The organism is Neobacillus sp. DFD-2R (assembly GCF_057747865.1).
In genome coordinates, this window is sequence record NZ_CM173228.1 from 3,652,613 (window position 1) to 3,672,768 (window position 20,156).

Annotated in this window: 20 protein-coding genes and 3 riboswitches; of the genes, 1 reads left to right on the forward strand and 19 read right to left on the reverse strand. The window is 40.2% G+C overall.

Going from position 1 to position 20,156, the window contains the following annotated elements:
* Positions 1 to 32 precede the first annotated feature (32 nt).
* The 4 genes from thiE to AC3ANV_RS18285 all read right to left on the reverse strand — a co-directional run bounded on the left by thiE (position 33) and on the right by AC3ANV_RS18285 (position 2,877).
* Positions 33 to 683 (reverse strand): thiamine phosphate synthase, encoded by a 651-nt coding sequence (thiE, locus tag AC3ANV_RS18270; RefSeq protein WP_488310109.1) that lies wholly within the window; start codon positions 681 to 683, stop codon positions 33 to 35.
* Positions 684 to 1,493: a bifunctional hydroxymethylpyrimidine kinase/phosphomethylpyrimidine kinase gene (gene thiD, locus AC3ANV_RS18275; RefSeq protein WP_488310110.1), complete on the reverse strand. Its 810-nt coding sequence runs from the start codon at positions 1,491 to 1,493 to the stop codon at positions 684 to 686.
* 13 nt (positions 1,494 to 1,506) lie between these two features.
* Positions 1,507 to 2,322: a hydroxyethylthiazole kinase gene (gene thiM, locus AC3ANV_RS18280; RefSeq protein WP_488310111.1), complete on the reverse strand. Its 816-nt coding sequence runs from the start codon at positions 2,320 to 2,322 to the stop codon at positions 1,507 to 1,509.
* 104 nt (positions 2,323 to 2,426) lie between these two features.
* Positions 2,427 to 2,536, reverse strand: a riboswitch (TPP riboswitch).
* 74 nt (positions 2,537 to 2,610) lie between these two features.
* Positions 2,611 to 2,877: a phage holin gene (locus AC3ANV_RS18285; protein WP_488310112.1), complete on the reverse strand. Its 267-nt coding sequence runs from the start codon at positions 2,875 to 2,877 to the stop codon at positions 2,611 to 2,613.
* Positions 2,878 to 3,090: 213 nt separating this feature from the next.
* On the opposite strand from AC3ANV_RS18285, the gene AC3ANV_RS18290 reads away from it, so the two are divergent.
* Complete coding sequence (locus AC3ANV_RS18290) at positions 3,091 to 5,211, forward strand: transglycosylase domain-containing protein (RefSeq protein ID WP_488310113.1); 2,121 nt, start codon at positions 3,091 to 3,093, stop codon at positions 5,209 to 5,211.
* A gap of 40 nt (positions 5,212 to 5,251) precedes the next feature.
* Here AC3ANV_RS18290 and AC3ANV_RS18295 read toward each other — a convergent pair whose 3' ends face one another.
* From AC3ANV_RS18295 to ribH, 15 genes are all read right to left on the reverse strand, one after another.
* Positions 5,252 to 5,944, reverse strand: a complete 693-nt coding sequence (locus AC3ANV_RS18295; protein ID WP_488310114.1) for an ECF transporter S component — start codon at positions 5,942 to 5,944, stop codon at positions 5,252 to 5,254.
* The gene (locus tag AC3ANV_RS18300; RefSeq protein ID WP_488310115.1) at positions 5,923 to 7,566 is read right to left on the reverse strand and encodes an ABC transporter ATP-binding protein; all 1,644 of its coding nucleotides are present in this window, start codon (positions 7,564 to 7,566) and stop codon (positions 5,923 to 5,925) included. The genes AC3ANV_RS18295 and AC3ANV_RS18300 overlap by 22 nt, the downstream gene beginning before the upstream one ends.
* Entirely contained in the window at positions 7,548 to 8,426 is an 879-nt protein-coding gene (locus AC3ANV_RS18305) for an energy-coupling factor transporter transmembrane component T (protein WP_488310116.1), read from the reverse strand. Before AC3ANV_RS18305 ends, AC3ANV_RS18300 begins: the two co-directional genes overlap by 19 nt.
* 18 nt (positions 8,427 to 8,444) lie before the next feature.
* Entirely contained in the window at positions 8,445 to 9,179 is a 735-nt protein-coding gene (locus AC3ANV_RS18310) for a DUF4430 domain-containing protein (protein WP_488310117.1), read from the reverse strand.
* A 71-nt stretch (positions 9,180 to 9,250) separates the two neighbouring features.
* Positions 9,251 to 11,068: a DUF4430 domain-containing protein gene (locus tag AC3ANV_RS18315; protein ID WP_488310118.1), complete on the reverse strand. Its 1,818-nt coding sequence runs from the start codon at positions 11,066 to 11,068 to the stop codon at positions 9,251 to 9,253.
* A gap of 96 nt (positions 11,069 to 11,164) precedes the next feature.
* A riboswitch (cobalamin riboswitch) is annotated at positions 11,165 to 11,356 on the reverse strand.
* Between the two features lie 49 nt (positions 11,357 to 11,405).
* Positions 11,406 to 11,858 (reverse strand): bifunctional adenosylcobinamide kinase/adenosylcobinamide-phosphate guanylyltransferase, encoded by a 453-nt coding sequence (locus tag AC3ANV_RS18320; RefSeq protein WP_488310119.1) that lies wholly within the window; start codon positions 11,856 to 11,858, stop codon positions 11,406 to 11,408.
* Positions 11,810 to 12,421: a histidine phosphatase family protein gene (locus AC3ANV_RS18325; RefSeq protein WP_488310120.1), complete on the reverse strand. Its 612-nt coding sequence runs from the start codon at positions 12,419 to 12,421 to the stop codon at positions 11,810 to 11,812. The genes AC3ANV_RS18320 and AC3ANV_RS18325 overlap by 49 nt, the downstream gene beginning before the upstream one ends.
* Positions 12,379 to 13,158 (reverse strand): adenosylcobinamide-GDP ribazoletransferase, encoded by a 780-nt coding sequence (gene cobS, locus AC3ANV_RS18330; protein ID WP_488310121.1) that lies wholly within the window; start codon positions 13,156 to 13,158, stop codon positions 12,379 to 12,381. Before cobS ends, AC3ANV_RS18325 begins: the two co-directional genes overlap by 43 nt.
* A 31-nt stretch (positions 13,159 to 13,189) precedes the next feature.
* Positions 13,190 to 13,765: a bifunctional adenosylcobinamide kinase/adenosylcobinamide-phosphate guanylyltransferase gene (locus tag AC3ANV_RS18335; protein ID WP_488310122.1), complete on the reverse strand. Its 576-nt coding sequence runs from the start codon at positions 13,763 to 13,765 to the stop codon at positions 13,190 to 13,192.
* A complete protein-coding gene (cobD, locus tag AC3ANV_RS18340) occupies positions 13,735 to 14,823 on the reverse strand; it encodes a threonine-phosphate decarboxylase CobD (RefSeq protein WP_488310123.1) in 1,089 nt (362 codons plus the stop codon). Before cobD ends, AC3ANV_RS18335 begins: the two co-directional genes overlap by 31 nt.
* The gene (gene cbiB / locus AC3ANV_RS18345) at positions 14,780 to 15,763 is read right to left on the reverse strand and encodes an adenosylcobinamide-phosphate synthase CbiB (RefSeq protein WP_488310124.1); all 984 of its coding nucleotides are present in this window, start codon (positions 15,761 to 15,763) and stop codon (positions 14,780 to 14,782) included. Before cbiB ends, cobD begins: the two co-directional genes overlap by 44 nt.
* Positions 15,760 to 17,226 carry a heme ABC transporter ATP-binding protein gene (locus tag AC3ANV_RS18350; RefSeq protein WP_488310125.1) on the reverse strand — a complete coding sequence of 489 codons (1,467 nt, stop codon included), beginning with the start codon at positions 17,224 to 17,226 and terminating at the stop codon, positions 15,760 to 15,762. The genes cbiB and AC3ANV_RS18350 overlap by 4 nt, the downstream gene beginning before the upstream one ends.
* Before the next feature lie 3 nt (positions 17,227 to 17,229).
* Positions 17,230 to 18,288: a FecCD family ABC transporter permease gene (locus AC3ANV_RS18355; protein ID WP_488310126.1), complete on the reverse strand. Its 1,059-nt coding sequence runs from the start codon at positions 18,286 to 18,288 to the stop codon at positions 17,230 to 17,232.
* Positions 18,254 to 19,216 carry an ABC transporter substrate-binding protein gene (locus AC3ANV_RS18360; RefSeq protein WP_488310127.1) on the reverse strand — a complete coding sequence of 321 codons (963 nt, stop codon included), beginning with the start codon at positions 19,214 to 19,216 and terminating at the stop codon, positions 18,254 to 18,256. Before AC3ANV_RS18360 ends, AC3ANV_RS18355 begins: the two co-directional genes overlap by 35 nt.
* Before the next feature lie 176 nt (positions 19,217 to 19,392).
* Positions 19,393 to 19,582: riboswitch (cobalamin riboswitch) on the reverse strand.
* A 51-nt stretch (positions 19,583 to 19,633) separates the two neighbouring features.
* Positions 19,634 to 20,104 (reverse strand): 6,7-dimethyl-8-ribityllumazine synthase, encoded by a 471-nt coding sequence (ribH, locus tag AC3ANV_RS18365; protein WP_488310128.1) that lies wholly within the window; start codon positions 20,102 to 20,104, stop codon positions 19,634 to 19,636.
* Positions 20,105 to 20,156: the final 52 nt, after the last annotated feature.

Here is a 20,156-nt window from a genome sequence, read left to right on the forward strand (position 1 = left end):
CAATCCTGCCAATAAGGACAGGATTGTTTCATTCAGAAAACATTTTCTTTTAATTCACGGGTTGTATCCGAAATTTTACTAGAGTGGCTGATTGCAGAAATGACCGCTACTCCATCTGCTCCTGCATTCATGACTGTTCGGGCATTCTCAACCGTTATACCGCCAATTCCAACAATCGGGATGGTCAATCCATTGGTTCTTAGCTTCTCAATGAGTGTCGTTCCGCTAACCTCTTTTGCATCATCCTTTGTTTTCGTTGGAAAAATAGGCCCTAAACCAAGATAGTCTGCACCATTTTCGATTGCGATGTGAGCCTCTTCAAGAGAGTGAGCGGAAACACCGAGAATTTTATCACCGATTTTTTTGCGGATGTTTTTTACAGGCTCATCCTCTTGGCCAATGTGAATTCCATCCGCATCCAGTTCCAAGGCCAACTCAATATCATCGTTTACAATGAACGGAATCCCCTTCGCTTTGCAAACAGTTTGCAGTTCTTTTGCCAGTTGGTATTTCTCATGACCCGTTAAGGCATCTTTTCCTTTTTCCCTAAACTGGAATATCGATATACCGCCTTCGATTGCTTCTTCCACAACCTGAATGGGATTTTTGCTACAATTGTTGCTTCCGACAATAAAATAAACCTTTAACGCAGCTCTTAATTTTTCCTGATCAATTCTTCCCATTTAATGACGGCTCCTTTTTCGGTTAAACGCCCAGTGATTTGTCGGTCCGTGGCCCGCTCCGATGGCTAATTCATCTTCAATTGCAGCCTGAATGAAGCTTTTTGCTATTGAAACTGCATCATAAATAGTGGACCCTTTCGCTATTTCAGCAGTAATTGCAGCCGAGAACGTACAGCCTGTCCCATGGGTGTTTTTTGTCAAAATCCGTTTACTATTGAAATAATAAAATTCTTTTCCATCGTAGAGAAGGTCAAGAGCGTCATTTGTTTCTTCATCATGCCCGCCCTTTATCACAACATTTTCTACACCTAAATCATGCAGTCTTTTAGCAGCATCCTGTTTATCATCCATGGTTATAATTGACATGCCGGTTAACACCTCTGCTTCAGGAATATTGGGGGTAACCACCATTGAAATAGGTAAAAGGAATTGCTTCAAAGCGGAAATGGCTTCCTTTTGCAATAATGAAGCTCCTCCTTTTGCAATCATTACCGGGTCGACAATTACTTTCTGCCAATTATAATATTTTATTTTCTCAGAAACGGCCTGAATGATTTCTGCATTAAAAAGCATCCCTGTCTTTAAGGCATCCGGGCCAATATCCTCTCCAATAGATTCCATTTGCCTTGTAACTGCTTCAGGCTCCATTGGATATACAGCCTGTACACCCAAAGTATTTTGTGCGGTAATGGCCGTGATTGCTGACATTCCGAAGACACCCAACTCTTGAAATGTCTTTAAATCAGCCTGAATTCCCGCTCCTCCCCCTGAATCAGAACCGGCAATCGTTAATGCTTTTCCAATATTCATTTAATAACACTCCTTACAATTGCTCGATTTTTTTCACCTTACTGTATTGTACTATTTCATTATTCGAAACTAGCGCAAGTTGATTGAGCAGCTCGATTTGGAAACTTCCCGGTCCTTGTTTTGCTGTTTTGCCGGCCGCGATTTCGGCAGTGACACCGTAGAATACTAACGCTGCTGTAGATGCTGTAACAAAGTCACTTTCTACTGCAGCAAAAGCGCCAATAATAGAAGTCAATAAGCATCCTGTACCCGTAACCTTTGTCAGAATTGGATGACCATTATGAACAACATAAGTAGTTTGTCCATCTGAAATTACATCGTCCTTACCCGTTATCACAACCACGGTTTTAAATTTTTTTGCCGTCAGGATTGCCAGTTCAACAGTGTTGCCGCTTGTGTGCCCTGCATCCACACCTTTTATATCCCATTGATATCCTGCGACATTAGCGATTTCTGCTGCGTTCCCTCTTATTACGGAAATATTTACTTCCTTCATTATTCTCTTTGCTGTTTCAGTACGAAAGAGAGTTGCACCTGCACCCACGGGATCAAAAATGACCGGTACCCCGTGCTCGTTGGCAGATTTTCCGGCAATGATCATTGATTCAATTACGGTCGAGTTTAATGTACCAATGTTTAAAACAAGTGCTCCTGCGATTTTTGCCATATCTGCGACTTCTTCGGCCGCATAAGCCATTACCGGCGATGCGCCAAGTGCAAGTAACCCATTGGCTGTAAAATTTGTCACCACAACATTCGTAATATTATGTATAAGTGGATTTACCTCTCTAACTTTATTTAACAATGTACTAATGAATTCTTGATTCATTCCATTTCCTCCTTTTATTAAGCCCTCAGTTGCGACTATCCTTTTAATAAAATAAAAAGTCAGATCCAATAAGGACCTGACTAAGCGGTAAGTGACGAGAAATGATTATGTTTCCGCTACTTTCCTACGCTGGTATGATCCAGATCAGGTCCAAAGGGTCGAAAACGGAAATGCTTTTCTCTCAGCCCTCTCCCGGGCACCCCTAGTAGTTATCAATCTTATTCTACTAAACTAATAATATCTCTTTTGTACAATTTCGTAAATAAAAATGAAAGTATATGAGTTCCCCTATTTCGGTTCTTTGTAATTTAATGCGTTATCACTGTCACCGTATCCCTTCGTGGTTGGATCTTGAACAATACCAAGCAGGGAAAGGATAACAAAAATTGCATTTACAAAAGTTAATATCGAGTTCTGGATTGCTCCCGTAAGGTGAAAATGACTTACTCCCAATGTATTTAACCCGGCTAATACCATTTCAGCGATTATCATAATTTGTGATAAAAACGAAAAAACCCAAGGCTTATTTTTTAAGCGGACCTTCCAGTTAATCATAATCCCATTCCTTTCATATGTTCTTTGTGTTTTTTATTAACATATGCTTGAGGTTAGAAATGATTGTCCACGAATATCATAGGTATTTTTGCAATTTAGTAATTTTTGTGATTATTGGGGATATTAGTATGAAAAAGAGCTATTATTGGTCTTTTTCAGGAAGAATATTTATAATGGATGAAATAAAATTCCTTTTGAAAGTAAGGAGAGAAAATGGAAAGATTGAAACCGATTTTGGAAAAGTTGAATCCGATTTGGGCAATGTTTGTCCGATTTTGGAAAAAGAAACATCTAACACAAATTATCTTATTAATTATTCTTGTATTTGTTCTCGGCACCATTCTATATTTTGCCTGGCTGGCAGCAAGGGCAAATGTTCAGTCATTAAAGGAAGGCCTAAGCCAGCCAACCGTAATCTATGATAAAGAAGGAAAAATTGCCAGCAATGTCTCGACCAATCGTATGAATGGCATTCAAATAAAGAAAATACCGAAATATGTACCGAATGCAGTAGTAGCCATTGAGGACGAGCGTTTTTATGAGCATGGCGGCTTTGATATTAGAGGGATTGCCCGTGCTTTCTTCGGTAACTTGTTTACAGGACACATCACCGCGGGAGGAAGTACACTGACCCAGCAGCTGGCAAAAAATGCATTGCTCTCTCCCGAAAGAACTTATACTCGAAAGGCAGAGGAATTATTCCTTGCCGTAAAAATGGAAAAGGTTTATACGAAAAACGAAATTCTACAAATGTATTTGAATCAAGTTTATTTCGGAAGCGGTGCATGGGGAATCGGCAATGCCGCGAAGAAATATTTTAATACGAATATAAATAATGTTTCTATAAGTGAGGCGGCAATGCTTGCGGGCCTCTTGCATGCTCCCGATTACCTGGACCCTTATAAAAACTACGATTTAGCGATGAAGCGCAGGAACGTTGTTTTAGCTAAGATGAAAGAGCTGGGGATGATTACTTCCGCTCAATATAATACAGCAATCAAAGAAAAAATACGACTTCACGATGGCGGAGGCAGCTATGTAGATCGGAAATATCCCTATTATGTTGATGCAGTATTAAATGAAGCTATTTCCAAATATGGATTAACACAAGATGAAATTATGACAAGAGGCTATAAGATTTATACAGAAATGGATCAAAACATACAAACCGGGCTTGAAAAGGTATATAGCCGAAACTACCTTTTCCCAAGAGGCATGAGTAATACGCTTGTTCAAAGTGGAGCGGTTTTAATGGACCCTGCTTCAGGTGGGGTACGTGCCCTTGTTGGCGGTCGGGGAGAACATGTTTTCCGCGGCTTTAATCGGGCTACCCAGCTTCAGGCACAGCCAGGCTCAACGATGAAGCCGCTTGCGGTCTATACACCCGCACTTGAAAAAGGCTATGATTATTCGTCTGAGCTTGTTGATCAACCTGTTTCCTTTGGAAATTACAAACCGGAAAACTTCTCTAAAACCTATTCCGGAAAAGTCCCTATGTATAAAGCGGTGGAAGAATCGTTAAATATTCCGGCTGTTTGGCTGTTGAACAAAATTGGTTTAGATACTGGAATCGCATCATTAAAGCGCTTTGGGATTCCTGTTGAAAAAACCGATAAGAACCTGGCGATTGCCTTAGGAGGAATGAGCAAAGGGATTTCCCCGTTACAATTAGCAGAAGCCTATACTGCTTTTCCAAATGGCGGAAAGCGAGAAGACAGCCATTTGATTACAAAAATTGTTGGACCAACAGGCAAAATTATTGCCGAGCGGAAACCAGTGACGACAAAGGTTACTTCCACAAAGGTAACAAACGAGATGACATCCATGCTGTTAAATGTAGTCGAATCGGGAACGGGAAAGCTAGCGCGCATTCCCGGTGTTGAGATTGCGGGAAAAACCGGTTCAACCCAGCTGCCATTTACAGTAAACGGAACCAAGGACCAATGGATGGTAGGTTATACAACGGATTTGGTTGGCGCCATTTGGATTGGCTATGATCAAACCGATCAGCAGCATTACTTACCAAGCAGCAGTTCAACCAATGTTGTCCCGCTTTTTAAAGAAATAATGAAAGCTTCCCTGCCATACACGAAGCACGCGAATTTTAGTGTAGATTCTATTAACACGCAGCTGGCTCAAAAAGGGCAGTTTCAGAAAAATATTCAAGAAAAGGCAAAGGAAATAACCAAGGAATTAAATGCTAATGCGCAGAAAATCGGAGCCAGTATTAAAGAGAATGCGCCTGTTTGGAAGAAAGGCTTTGAACAAGCTGTACGTGGCATTGGAGGAGCAGTAAATTCTCTTGTAGAAAAGCTTCAAAGCTTACAACATTAATATCAAAAAAACTCCTGCTTGTGTTCTTAGCAGGAGTTTTTTATTCAAGCAATCCATATTTCTTTTTAAACCTGTTTAAAATTTTAATCCAAGTGTTTCCAAATAGGATTAAAAAGAATACATTCGACACAGCATGCATTAAATCAAAACTTGCACTTGCAGCAAAATAGGTCAAAACAGCCGGAAATGTTGGAGGACCCCCGGTTTGAGTATAGGCCAAAAACCCCCACACGTTCATAATCCAGCCGAATAAAAAGCCCCACACCGCCCCAAAAACGATTCTCCCCCATTTCCAATTTAGAAACCTTGTATTTCGAAGCAATCCCGCTGTTAAACCGACTAAACCCCAAGCAACCATTTGCCATGGGGTCCAAGGTCCTTGACCCAATACCATATTGGAAGCAAGTGCAGCAACTGCACCGATGATAAAACCACTTTCAGCTCCAAAAACATACCCCGATATCATAATCACAAAGGTAGTCGGTTGAACACTGGGGATACTCGCAAATGGAATACGGCCTACGGCAGCGATGGAAGCTAACACAGCTAGAAGGACTAATTCCCTCGCCTCCACTTTTCTGGTTTCAAAGCGGATAAAAAACAACAAAATCGCGATCACCACAAGCCCGAAGCTCAAAATTAAATAGGCATCCTGCCAAATACACGTTAAAACTAATACCCCAATAATGACGAGGCATAGTAAAACGGGCTTTAGGGGCTGATTGAAACGCATTGTTCCGAAGCCTCCTCCAACGAAATCACCGAACCATCCGACACATCTCGAAAAACCCTTTGAATCATTGTCGTGTAAAAGAAATTCCCCTTAAAGAAGTTTCTTGGTACATCTTCAGAGGTAATCGTTCCTTGAAACATCATCCCGCATTTGGTTGCATATTGCGCGGCAAATTCAATATCATGGGTAGAAATTAGAATGGTAATCCCTGCAGATTTGAGTTTGAGTAAAATTTTTGCTAAATTTTCTTTTGAAATCGGATCCAAACCTTTGGTTGGTTCATCCAACAGGAGAATTTCAGGCTTCCGTAATAATAAACACGCTAATGCGGCTTTCTGGAGTTCACCGCCACTTAGATCGTAGGGATGGCTGGATGTTAGATGGGCAATGCCCAAATCCGTTATTAAGTCGACTATCGATTCTTTGTTCGATATTTTCCACTTAAGCGCAATATCATGGATTTCTTTTTCAATCGTATCCTGAATAAAAAATAACTTTGGATTTTGTGGCAAATAGCCAATTTTTCGGGCAATCTCATCACTTTTATACTTATTCAACGGCTTTTCAGCTAGAAGTACTTTGCCAGCGTCCGGTTTAAACAAGCCGGCGATTACTTTTAAAAATGTCGATTTCCCGGACCCGTTTCCACCCAAAAGAGCGTAAAATTCCGCTTTTTCAAGTGAAAAATTAAGGTCTTTCAAAATGGCATCAGATTTTTTATCATAGCGAAATACAATATTTTTTGCTCGGATTCCAATTTCCCCTTGTGTCTCCCTGGTAATTCCCCGTTCTTCACACTTTACCTCCAAAGCTGAATTATGAACCCAGTTCCTTCCCTCTTTAACGGTCAAAGGAACAATTCCTTTACCCTTCATCTTAAAAAATAATCCGGGTATACTTGGAACATATGCTTGATTTGGAGTGTCCCATACTTGTGTCACAACCGTTTTAGGGTCACCTTCTATCAGAATTTCTCCCTTATCCATCATGAAAATTTTGTCTGCCAATGTAAATACTTCTTCCAGACGGTGTTCAGCAAGAATAATGGTCATGCCGAATTCGTCATTAAGCCTTTTTAGCATATCCAATAATTCACGGGAACTGACTGGGTCAAGCTGGGCAGTTGGTTCATCCAAAATTAAAATGTCCGGCTGCATAAGCAGTACAGACGCAAGATTGATCTGTTGTTTTTTCCCACCGGAGAGCTCGTGTGTTTTTCGCGGCAACAAGGATTCCGCACCGAAAAAGTGGACCATTTCTGCGACCCTGCTTCTCATTTCATTCGTTGAAAGCCCGCTATTTTCCAGTCCGAAAACAATTTCATGCAAGACATCATCCGCTACCACCTGATTTTCCGGATCTTGAAAAACAAAACCAATTTCTTTCGATCGACCTGCGGTTTCTTGGACTTGAACCCCATTGATAAAAATACTACCTAAAAGCTTACCATGCGGCTGTATTTCTTTTTTTAGCAATCTTAAAAGTGTACTTTTACCTGATCCTGATGAACCAAAAAGGACAACAAATTGACCTTTTTCAATCTTAAGGGAAAGATTCCTAATGGCTGGCTGCGGGCAGTCCGGATAGGTAAAAGATACATGATTTATTTCGATAAGTGCCATCGGAATGATCCACCTGCTTCAACTAATAATGGAAAACTTAAAAATAGCAAGAAAAAAACCAGGGTCGTGGAATCCATCATGGTCAATTTCCACGATCCCATTAGAGGATACACCTTTAAAAATCCATATCCTCCAATTCGGCCATAAAGAATAACCGAAAAAATCATGAGGAGATAGGCAATTGCGAACACATCTGCATTATTGAAGCGAAAGTATTCGTACGTTGATCGCCTCCCTTGACCAAAACCTCTTGCTTTCATCGAATCAGCTGTTTGAATGGCTTCCTCTAAAGAAAATGTAAGCAACGCTTGAACAAACAGCATCCCTGTTTTTACTTTCTCCCTCCACTTTCCGTGTGTAACAGAAATTCCTTTGCTCTTTTGGATTATCGAGATTTCTTCCATTCTCCTTCTCATTAACGGAATAAATCTTAAGGTCAACATGAGCAAAACAGCAAATTGCGGCAAAAGCTTGGAGAACAAGAATAATAGCTTATTCGGAGTCATGATTACATTATAAGAACTAAAAATGGCAAGCACTCCAATGAGTGATAATGCATTCATTCCGCCATACATAACTGCTTCGAACGTAAACCGATGATCTGCAACTTCAAACAAAACATGACGCCCCCTTTCATTAAAAAGGGGATTAAGTAACACCATCAGCAGAAAACTTGTGACGATAAAAATTGACCAGTGCCTTAGTCCGTTGAACCGATCATGGACAAAATTAATGGTTAGTACAAATACAAAACCGATACATAAAAAGACTGGATGAAGCATGAGAATAAAAAGGGATATCGCTCCTGCATAAAACAGGAATGAAACAAGCGGGTGGAATTGGGAAAAACGGTTCTCCATTACTTTATTCTCCAAACATTATTGTGTATAAATCCATTGAATACTGTCACCGCTTTTGACTGTTATAACGCCGGCACTTTTAGGAATTGTACTTCCATTCTGTTTAACAGTCCAGCCGCTCTTTGCACCATAGTCAAATTCATAAATATTATCAATTCCTTCAACATAAGCGGTAGCCCCGCTTCCTCGATAATCAACTTGAATATTCTGTTTTTTTGTTGCTTGCAACAGAACATCAAGAATCGTTTCACCGGTATTAATGATAACTTTAGAGGCTGCCATAATTGTACCCTTTGGCCCAACAATTGACAAAGTCACGGTTGCTGCCGGTTTTGGACTTACTGTTGTAGGCGATGTTTTTGGCGGAGTGCTTGTCGTTGTTGGTTTACTTGGTGCAGCCGTTGGTTTTTTTTCAGCGGCAGCCGGTTTATTGCCTGAAGAAACCTTTGAATTTGTTTGATTGTTAGTAGAATTCACCACAGCCTTTTTCATATCTTGCGTGTTTGTTGTTTGTGCCTGTGATATAACCTTATCCTTCACTTCTGTTGAAGAAGTTGTTGTTTCTTTTGGCTGATCCTGCTTCATTTTCTGATCTGTTTTAGGGCCCGATTCCTGACCTGCAGCTGCATGAGTCGATTCTGATTTTTTCTCTTGCATTCCCATTGAAGTATTTGTAGATGTACCACAGCCCATCAAACTAAAAATCAGCATCAATGAAAATAAAAGGGCAGTTACTTTTAAAAATCGTTGCATGGCTTTTCCCTCCCATGTTGTCTTAAAACCAATTCCCTCTTGCCACATGAACAAGAGGGAATGGATTTGATTTAGGCGTTCCTTTTCTTTTCTCTCAGATAAAATAAATAACCAATCATCATGAGGAAAAGTCCTAAAATAAACAGGTTATACGAATTGCTTGCCGTATTCGGCAGCGGATGACCCTTGGCACTTTCAGGATTACTCTCCGTTACAGGAGATTGGGTTACAGGCTTTTCAATTGTTGTTGGTGTTTCTTTTTCAGGTGCCTGGGCAGCTAAAGGCAAGTGATAGAGTGAGCCTTTTCCATTTGAAAACAGCTGGTAGGCCGCTAAACCTTGAATACCCTGAGCAGTTGAAAAGACATCACTTACATCTCCTCCCTGCCAGTCAAAGCCTCCGTCAGCATTTTGGAAGGATAGCAAATATTGTACTAAGCTGCTATTATCCTTGGCAAAAGGAGAACCATTGGCATCAATGCCTAAAGAAGATAAGGCAATGACCGCTTGCGCCGCAGTGGAACTGTTATCGATTTTAGCGTTTTGGTATTGTGTGGATACATATTGAACAGCTGTATCGACCTTTTCCTTTACTCCTGTTTGGTTTTTATATGGGGCAAGTGCTGTTAAGATCATTGCGGTCGTATCAATGTCACTTTTTGAGCTTTCATCCCAAGCCCAGCCGCCATCAGGATTTTGTTTCCCTGCCAATTCAGAAACAAGCTTTTCCTTTGTCCAAGCGGCGGAATCAGGGATGTTAAAATTTGCACTATCTAAAGCAATCAGAGCATAAGCTACACCATTTAATCCTTGCTTGGTCACATTACCATTATAGATGGATTCAACAAGATTATAGCCGCTAATATTTGTTGGATCTCCTCCGGCAGCTAAAATACCCAGAACATATCTTTCCGTATCGGTAATTCTTGAAAATTTACCTTGTTTTTCTTTCACCAGATTTTTCACATTTTCAAGATAGCTTGAAGGGATTGATTTACCGGCTTGTTTTAAAGCAACAGCCTCCCATTCGCTTACCTGGTTCTTAAGGACATATTGACTGGCAGAATCTACCGCCTTTTGGAGGGCAGCTTTTGAAACAGTTGAATTTGATGGTGATATAGTTCCATTGTCAGTGGTACCGGGTGAAGTTTGCCAGGATTCAAGTTGAAAACTAATTTGGTCTCCAGGCTGGAGCTGATAGCTGCCAGCTCCTACTGAAGCCATTTTCCCATTTACATAAAAGGCCCAATAATTTGTTCCTTCCGCTGTAATGCCATTAATCGAGGTAATCATTTTGCCGTATTGGGTGTCAGTCAAGCCAACCTTGTCCGGACCAAGGCCTACTTGTAAAAACTGAAGCGCTGTTGGCTGCCCAATGATTTCAACTCCTGATAAATCGTTCGTTGTCTTTTTTGCGCCATCCACTACCTTGAGCGAAACGGTATTTTGTGGCGGTTTGGTCCAATCGATATAGCGGAAGCTTAATTTGTCTCCGTCCTGTACAATATATGAATCGGCACCTACCTGTGCAGCGACCCCGTTAATGTAGAATGCCCAGTAATGAGTACCTTCTGCCTTAACGCCTTCTATCGAAGTTATCATTTTACCGTAAGTACCGGTGGTATACTCTACATTCTTATCACCTGCAGCATTAACTAAGACATCAAATGCTGTATCTTTATCTCCATATTGTACAGACTTTTCCGACATCAATGGATTATTTTCATCCCTGATAACAGAAATCGTTCCTTGCTTACTTTGTACGGCAGCAAATGCAGATGGTTGGAAACCGCTCGCCATTAAAGTAAAAACGAGAATCAGTGCCATCCACAATTTTTTGCTTTTGACTATCATGTTTGTTCTCCCCTTTTTTCTCTGAAAAATTTGCATAAAAAAATCCTCCTATAAGGAGGAGGTGTTATGTAGGTTAAGATTCGAACGTACGAAAACGCTCCGGTTGCTTAACACTCTCCTATCCGCGTAGGTTTGGTGTGCAAAGAACAGGCAGGTTTCCTGGCTCATGATCATGGCTCCCTATGTCTTCCCATCGATTAGACAGTGACATTTTATAGGTTGCTCCCATTTACAGTGGCGGGACCGCGTTGGCTTGTACCAAACTTCCCTATTAAGCTAAGAGTCTTCTATAAAGACTCCAGCACCTATTTGCAATCTATTTTTTTATGATATTACTATTATTATATAAACAGGAAATTTTGTATATACTTTTTCAATCAGTAGGTAGAATGTCCTTAATCGTTTGATTGATTCCATACCATATTAGGTCTACTTTTTCTGCTTTTGCAGCACTATCCTGATAGGCCCATCCGGTAACATCCCGCCACAATCTATTAGCTTTATCCATTGGAACAATCCCTTTTGTAATATCCGTTCCAATTACCACTACATTTCTCATTACTTTTTCTTTTTCCCAACTAAGCCAATTATCCAGGCAGTTATTCCAGATACCGCGGCATTTGTCCGAATTAAATTCCTCCGTTAAACCTTTCAACCATAATTCTACTCCTTCAAGGATGATCAATTTTTGGTCCATTTTTTTAAAATTAGTTGGGAGGGGACAGTTATCATAAGCTGATAGCCAACAGTAATCCTTTGTCCCCGTGTATGTGTTCTTTACCCATGCTCTTTTCCCGTTAAAGGCACCTCCAATAATAAAGTGCACCGTTTACCCCTCCTTAACGCTTCTTTATCAAATATAAGTTCAATCCCTTGATCCTGAGGGGTCGGCCAGCTCCAAAAATCTTTCTGTTCCGGTGCAAATTCCGATAATAAATATCTGATTACCCCGCCATGTGTCATTACCGCACAACGCTGAAGACTATGAGAAAGAATTTCCTGAATTACTCTTTGCCATCCGGCTTGTACTCTTTTTGTGAATTGGTGAAAAGCTTCTCCCTTTGGAGGGCAAATATGAAAAGGATCTGATAACCAGCGTTGATATAGAAGATCATTTTTTAGCTCGTCATATGTTTTTCCTTCCCATTTACCGAAATGCAATTCTCTTAATTCTTCTAAAAGGAATGGGTTAGTATTTGGGAATAGGAGTTGGACTGTAGAAATACATCTTTGTAAATCACTTGAAAAATAGCATTCGTACCTCCTAGTTATGAAAAGCTCTTTTGTTTCAGGACATAGGGGAGAATCATTCCACCCTAAATATGCTTTTCGTTTATTTTCTACTGTTAAGCCATGGCGAAATAATGCAATAACCACACGGTCATCCATAGAATTAACTCAGTCCCTTCTACTGTAGCTCCTAAGACGTCTCCGGTTATTCCGCCAAACCATTTCACGGCTTTACGACGGCAAAAAAGCAAACAACCGGCAGCAACGATAATCAATGTTCCCCCTAGTAACATAGCTTTATTTAATAGAATTAGAAAACCAACGATGTACACTGAATAGACCCATAATACTCTTGGAGATGCCGTACGTTGAAACAATGAACCGAGCCCTTCATTTTTAGCTGACTTAACGGTTAACAGTAAGACGCCCATCACACTTTTACTCAAATATGGAATCGCTGCAATAAAGATGTAGGATAAAGCTGCAACCTTCTGTGTGCTTTCAAATATAAAAAGAAATCGACAGCTTAATAAAACGATGATGGATAGAACGCCAAACGCTCCTGTTCGGGGATCCTTCATAATTTCAAGTCGTTTTTCTTGATCCCGATACGAAAAGTAAGCATCACTTGAATCCATCCACCCATCCAGATGGATTCCACCGGTTAGAAGAATCGGAGCCAGCCATAGAATAAAAGAAACAGCAAGATGGGATAAAGGAGTCCAATCACGTAGAATATAAAATAAGGCTGAATAGATAATCCCTTGAAATAATCCCAATAGCGGAAAGGTTTGAACTGCCTTTCGAAGATGATCCTTATCCATCGGTATCTCTAACGCAATTGGGATTACCGTAAAAAATTGCAAATTAATCAGGAAACCTTTGATGAACTTCATTATTTTGAACTCCATTGCTTTATCAATTCCTTCATCGAATTACTCCCTTCATGATGATCGGAATTCCGGATTCTACTAAAAATGCCAGGTCCGCTTCTTTCACCAATTTTTGATGGATTTGTCCTAATAATCTTCCGTAAGTAAAAACCAGATGATTTCCATGTAATGGCTCGAGTAAAACTTCGTTACTTACAACAATCATAACCCCAACCCGATTTTTTATCTCGGATATACCTGTCACAATACCATCTCTAATTTTTTCTAAAAAAGGCTGATCCCATTCATGTTCAGAAGAAAACAGTTCATTATTTAATAGCGTTGTGACACAATCAAGCAGAAGAATATCCCGGTTGTTAAATGTACCGGCAAGCTCCTCTATTTGTGCCGGCTTCTCTACGGTTTTCCAATGGTACACCCCTGCTTCCCGATCACGCTTGTGTTTATTAATTCGTTCCTGCATCTCACCATCGGATGAAACGCCGGTTGCAAGGTAGTGAAGCTGTCCCCCTGTTTCGATTGCAATCTGTTCTGCTTTCTTTTCAGCAAAGTTGCTTTTCCCGCTTCTAACACCGCCGGTTATGAAAATGAGTGATGCTGCTGCCTCCACAGGGCCAACACCTCCATTAATTGATTGTTTTCTTCATTGGCCTTAATGGCAAAGCGGAGCCATCTTCCCTCCAAGCCCGGAAAATTAAACGTATGGCGAGGAATGATTCCGTTATGCAGAAGAAACTCAAATAACACAAACTGATTTTCCAAATAAGGATCCCGCAATAAATAGAAATTTGCCTTCGAAGACGTAACAGCAAAGTCTTCTTTTTTATAAAACTCAAAAAGCCTTATTCGTTCATTAAAGATAAAATTCTGAGTCTCTTTTATAAAAGCTTCCCCTTGTAAGCATAACTCTCCGGCTAATAAGGCAATGGTGTTCGTACTCCAATGTGATTGCAGTTGGCTGAGCTCAGCAATAATCTCAGGCTGAGCAACTAAATAGCCTAAGCGAATTCCGGGTATTGCAAACATTTTGGTCATCGATCGAATAATGAGTAAATTTGAAAATCTATTAATGTAAGGAATAAAAGAATCATATTCTACTAAAAAATCATAAAAAGCTTCATCCAAGATGACTAAGCAATTTTGCCGTTCACATTCCTCAATGATAGAAATGACCGTTTCAGCAGGATAATGTATACCTGTTGGATTGTTAGGATTACATAAAAACAAGGCATCCGCCGCAACTAAACTAGATCGTAATTCCCCGGTATTTAATTCAAAGTCCGGCCCGTGTAATTGATGATAGTGTATTTTGCATTTGGTAGCTCGACAGGTTTCTTCATATTCTGAAAAGGACGGCTGGACGATGACGACTTTTTTACCTGAGAGCATACGTGCTGCCAATGTAATCAGCTCCGCGCCGCCATTTCCTATCAAAATCGACTCAATTGAGATTTGTTCCTTTTTTGCAATCCTTTCCTTGAGCTTTGCAGCATATGGGTCGGGATAAACACTGATTTCATTATAAAAATCAGCCCACTTTTCTTTTAAATCCTGCGGGGGACCCAGCGGATTAATATTCGCACTAAAATCCACATACTCCCGTGGGAGTGTTAGCCCCATTGCCTCATATAAATAACGCGGATTGGATCCATGTGAAGGCCAAATCAATGATCATTCCTCCTATCCATAAAAATAGTAAAAATAAAAAGACTGTTCTTGCTAAAATGGAATTCACCTTTTTTATATGTTCTGCTTCGATAGGATGAAGAGGGTCACCCATCTTTGCCCGGTTCGAAACTACTCCTTTGTAGTAATTAATCCCGCCAAGCTGGATCCCTATAATCGCGGCAACAGCCGCTTCACCCCAGCCGCTGTTTGGACTTGGATGCTTTTTAGCATCACGGAATAAAATCGTCCATGCCTTTCGGTAACTCATTTTTTCCGGTCTGTTTCCTAAAAGCATGATCATTCCCGTCAGCCGGCTCGGAATCCAGTTCGTGACATCATCCCATTTTGCAGATGCCCAGCCGAACTCTTTAAACCGATCATTTAAATGCCCCACCATCGAATCACATGTATTCGCTGCCCTGTACACCATTGCCAAGGGCGCACCGCCAATAAGTGCCCAAAATAATGGAGCGGTTACCCCGTCACTCGTATTTTCTGCCACTGTTTCTATTGCTCCCCTGGCAATTTCTCCTTCATCCAAAAAATCAGTATCCCGGCCGACAATATAGGACAATTTTTCTCTTGAATATTTCAGTTGTCCGGCTCTTAATGGTTGATATACCTCAAGGGCTGCTTCCTTCAAGCTTCTTTGTGCGATTGTTGAAGAAATCAAGATACTTTCCAGTAAAATTCCGACAGAAGGATGAATCTTATATCCTATTAATACGACGATTAAACTAATGGAAAAGACGATGAATAAAACAAAAAGGAGCATGACGACTCCTTTATTTCTTTTAGACTCCCCATTATTCCACCGTTTTTCCAAAAATGAAATCATCGCACCCACCCATCTAACAGGATGGGGCCAATTAGGTGGGTCTCCTATAAGCAGATCAATGATATATGCAAGTGTTATCGAAATCAAGTGATAAACAATCACGGTTGTTTCCTCTTTTGCGATTTTTTAATGGCTTCTGTCGTGCACTGATAAACGGCTTTACTAATAAGTTTTCCTAAAGGAGTAATGGTTCCCGCATATTCCAATACTTTTCCTGATTGTGTAGCAGCAATTAATATACTATCGGTCGAGGTACCCGTAGCCATGGTTCCTGTTACGGGATCCATTACCTCCAGATCATGTAATGCCTTTACCTTTGCTTCAGTGGCAGTTATGATACTTTGAATAAAAGACTCCTCCGTGAGTTCACCACTAATGAAAACCCAAATATTGATTGTGCCGGGTGTCATTTCGTAGGAATGCTGTTCACTTTTTGAAGCATCAATGGCATTTCCAACTCCTGCTGTTACGACAACAAATAGAGAAAAGCCACTCCGGTCAATTCTTTGATACACCACATCCTCAAGTATGACAGCTGTCATCATTCCGACGGTCTCTGAGGGTTCGAATCCCTTTGAACGTAAAAATGAAGCCATTTCTAATCGATGATCACTACAATTATAATTCTTATGAACATGCCGATTAACAAATGTATGATGCCAGCCGGTTCCTGAACCAATCACACCGGAAGACATGGTCCGTAATGGAGCGGGTGTTCTTACCTCAATAATCTCATTTGAAACAGTTAACATCGTTTCATTAATCACATAATGATTTACTTCCCTATTCACTTCCGGAAGCAAAACCATTTGCGGTGCTGCGACTTTCGGATGGGGGTGTTTCTGAATGTCTGTATGATACACATCCCTTATTCTTTCTTCCCTCAGTACCTCATTCGGAATATCATTAATATTAATCGTTCCTTTTTCAAGCAGAAGCAAGCGATCGCAATAGAGCCCTGCTAGGTTTAAATCATGAAAAATAGAAATTACAGTCAAACCTTTTTCTGAGGTCCATTGTTTTAATAAATCCAATAATTCTTTTTGATACGATAAATCTAAGTGGTTGGTCGGCTCATCTAAAAGAAGAATATCAGGCTCTTGCGCCAATGCTTGGGCAAGAAATACTCTTTGTTTCTCCCCGCCGGATAACTCCTGAATATTTTTATTTTGAAAGGAGGAGACACCGGTCCGGTTCATTACTCGTTGGACGATCTCCTCATCTTCTTTAGACCATGCCTGAAACAAGCCCTTTTGATGAGCATACCGTCCTAACGAGACTGTTTCTTTAACGGTGTAAGAAAAAGATTGCGAAGATTGCTGCGAAAGGACGGCAACAATTTGGGCAAGCTGTTTTACTCCGTATTCCTGAAGCCTTTTTCCACTAATCAAAATTTCCCCTTGTTGAATGGTCAGGATTCCGCTTAGCATTTTTAAAAGGGTTGTCTTTCCGCTTCCATTCGGTCCCAAAATGCCGAATAATTCCCCTCGTTCAACTTCAAAGGAAATGTCTGTCAGAACGGATTCACCTGAATAACCACCTGAAACTTTTTGAACGCTAAGCATTCGTTAACCACTTCTTTCCATCCTTTTTCTTTGCAGCAGGATTATTGCAAACACAGGTGCACCAATTAAAGCGGTAATGACACCGATCGGTAATTCGGTCGGTGAAATAATTGTTCTAGAAACAAGATCAGCTAGAATTAAAAATCCGCTTCCGGTTAACATCGATAAAGGGAGAAGATGTTTATGATCAGGTCCCCATAATAATCTCGATAAATGCGGAATCACCAGTCCGACAAAACCTATCGTGCCGGAAACGGCAACTGCAGCACCTGTTAAAATAGAACCGGCAGTTAAGATGATTAATTTTCTTCTTTGAACGTTCACCCCTAAATGGTGTGCTCTCTCTTCCCCAAATGACATGGCGTTTAATTCTTTCGCATTAAAAATAAGAATAGCAGCTCCAATAATAAAAAATGGCAAGATAATTTTTATGTATTCCCAGCCTCTCAATGAGACACTACCTAAGAGCCAGCCAATAAGCTGTCTTAATTCATCGCCTGTCAAGGCAATCATAAGAGAAATGAGTGCTCCCAAAAAGGAACTAAAAATAATTCCTGTTAAAATAATCGTTTCCACTCTCATCGACCGCTCCATTTTTCGAGCAAAGGAAAGCACTAAAAAGATGGTAATAAATGAAAATAGGATACTCAGTGATGGTAATGTGAAGGACCCAATAATAGGGAGAGATAAGTGAAAAAATAGTGTAATCACCGCACCGATTGATGCTCCTGATGATACCCCTAAAGTGTATGGATCTGCTAACGGATTTCGTAATAGACCTTGAAAGGCCGCCCCTGCAATAGCAAGAGCCGCCCCTACAAGACCTGATAAAATTACTCGAGGTAAGCGGATGTCCATCACAATACTCGAATACATGGGATCGGTAGACCCGCTTGTTATACCAGCTAGTTTAGCACCTATTAATTGAATGATTGTAAGCATTGGAACAGAAACTGTACCAATGGAAATACCTAATAAAAGAGAAAGGACAAGAAATATTCCTGCTAGAATATAGGCAAAATACTTATTATTTAAAAACTTCCGGATAAACAGCCTTCGCAAGATCTTCTACTCCTTCAACAATCCTAGGACCTGAGCGAGTTACACGATCTGAATTTATATCGATAACTTGCTTATTTTTTACAGCGATAACATTTTCCCAGCCTTTTCTGCTTAACACTTGCTCAGCCGGGTTTTTCACATAGTAACCATATGTAGTAACGATAACATCCGGATTTCGTTTTATCATTGCTTCTTGATCAATCTTAACCCAACCCTCTTGATCGTTTGCAATATTTACAGCGTTAATAGAAGAAATCATTTCATCCATAAAGGTATTTTTTCCAGGTGTATAAATTTCCGGTGCCGGCGATACTTCAACAAACACCTTTTTCCTGTTTTTTATTTTTGCTGCCTTTGCTTTTATATCTGCTAATTTGTCCTTCATACCTTTGACGATTTCTTCCGCTTTCTTTGTTTCACCGGTAGCTTTTCCAACCATTTCAATCGAATCATACACCTGGTCAAAATTTTTAGCATCATTAACAATAAGAACGGTTACTCCGGCATCTTTTAACTGCTTGATCCCTTCCGTCGAATTATGGGCTGATGAAGCATGTGCCAGCACTAAATTTGGTTTTAAAGAGATGATCTTTTCAACATTCATGTCCTGCCCGCCAATTTTTTCTTTGTTTGCAGCTTCTTTCGGATAATTATCAAAATCTGATACCCCGACTATTTCTTTTCCAAGACCTAAAGCAAAAGCAATTTCGGTATTACTTGGAAGCAGTGACACTATCTTTTCGGGTTTTTTCCCGATAACAACCTTATTCCCTAATGCATCTTTAATGGTAATTGGAAACGCCGTTTGTTCTGTTTTCTTTTCAACATTCGCATTATTCCCGTTACCTTGATCTTTCTTTTCTGCACAACCTGCTAAAGCGCTTATTGTTAACAATAGTACTAACAATAGCGGATACAATTTCTTCATCTTTCTTCCCCCTGTTTTCTGACTGTTAGTGATGAGTAATAACAAAATAAATAATCCTCGCAACGACAAAAAACATCTCCACGGTATCATGGAGATGTTGGTATGAATTAGAAACTGTTACTAAATAAAGTAAAAAGAGTCTAGCCCTCCACACCTCCCTATCCTCGTAGGTTTTTTTGGCGCGCGTGAAATAGGCAGGTTTCCTGGCTCATGATCATCACTTCCTATGTCTTCCCATCAAATTGACAGTGACATTTTATAGGTTGCTCCCATTTACAGTGGCGGGACCGCGTTGGCTTTTCACCAACTTCCCTTTTAAGCTTAAAATCTTAGAAAGATTTTAGCACCTAATTCTTCAATATTTATTTATGTTAGATTCATTATATAGGATTACAAAAGAGTTTGTATATGTTTTTATTATAACTCTAATGTTCTGCATAAATTAGCCATTTCTATTGCCGCAGTTGCTGCATCCCAGCCTTTATTTCCCGCTTTTGTTCCGGCCCGTTCGATCGCCTGTTCAATAGAATCAGTTGTTAACACTCCGAAAATAACAGGAATTCCACTATTCAAAGCAGTTGCAGAAACTCCCTTTGCTGCTTCATTACACACATAATCAAAATGTGGCGTAGAACCGCGGATAACGGTACCCAGTGTAATAACTGCATCATATTTTTTACTGTTAGCCATTTTTTGGGCAACTAAAGAGATTTCAAACGCACCGGGAACCCAGGCTATATCAACATCACCCTCACTAACTCCATGTCTTTTAAGAGCATCCTGTGCTCCGCCTAATAATTTACTTGTTATAAACTCATTAAATCGTCCGACAACAATTCCAATTTTTAGCCCTGAACCAACTAAATTACCTTCAAAAATATGTCCCATGATAAATCCTCCATAATGTATAATGTATAATGTATAATTTATATCATTGTTC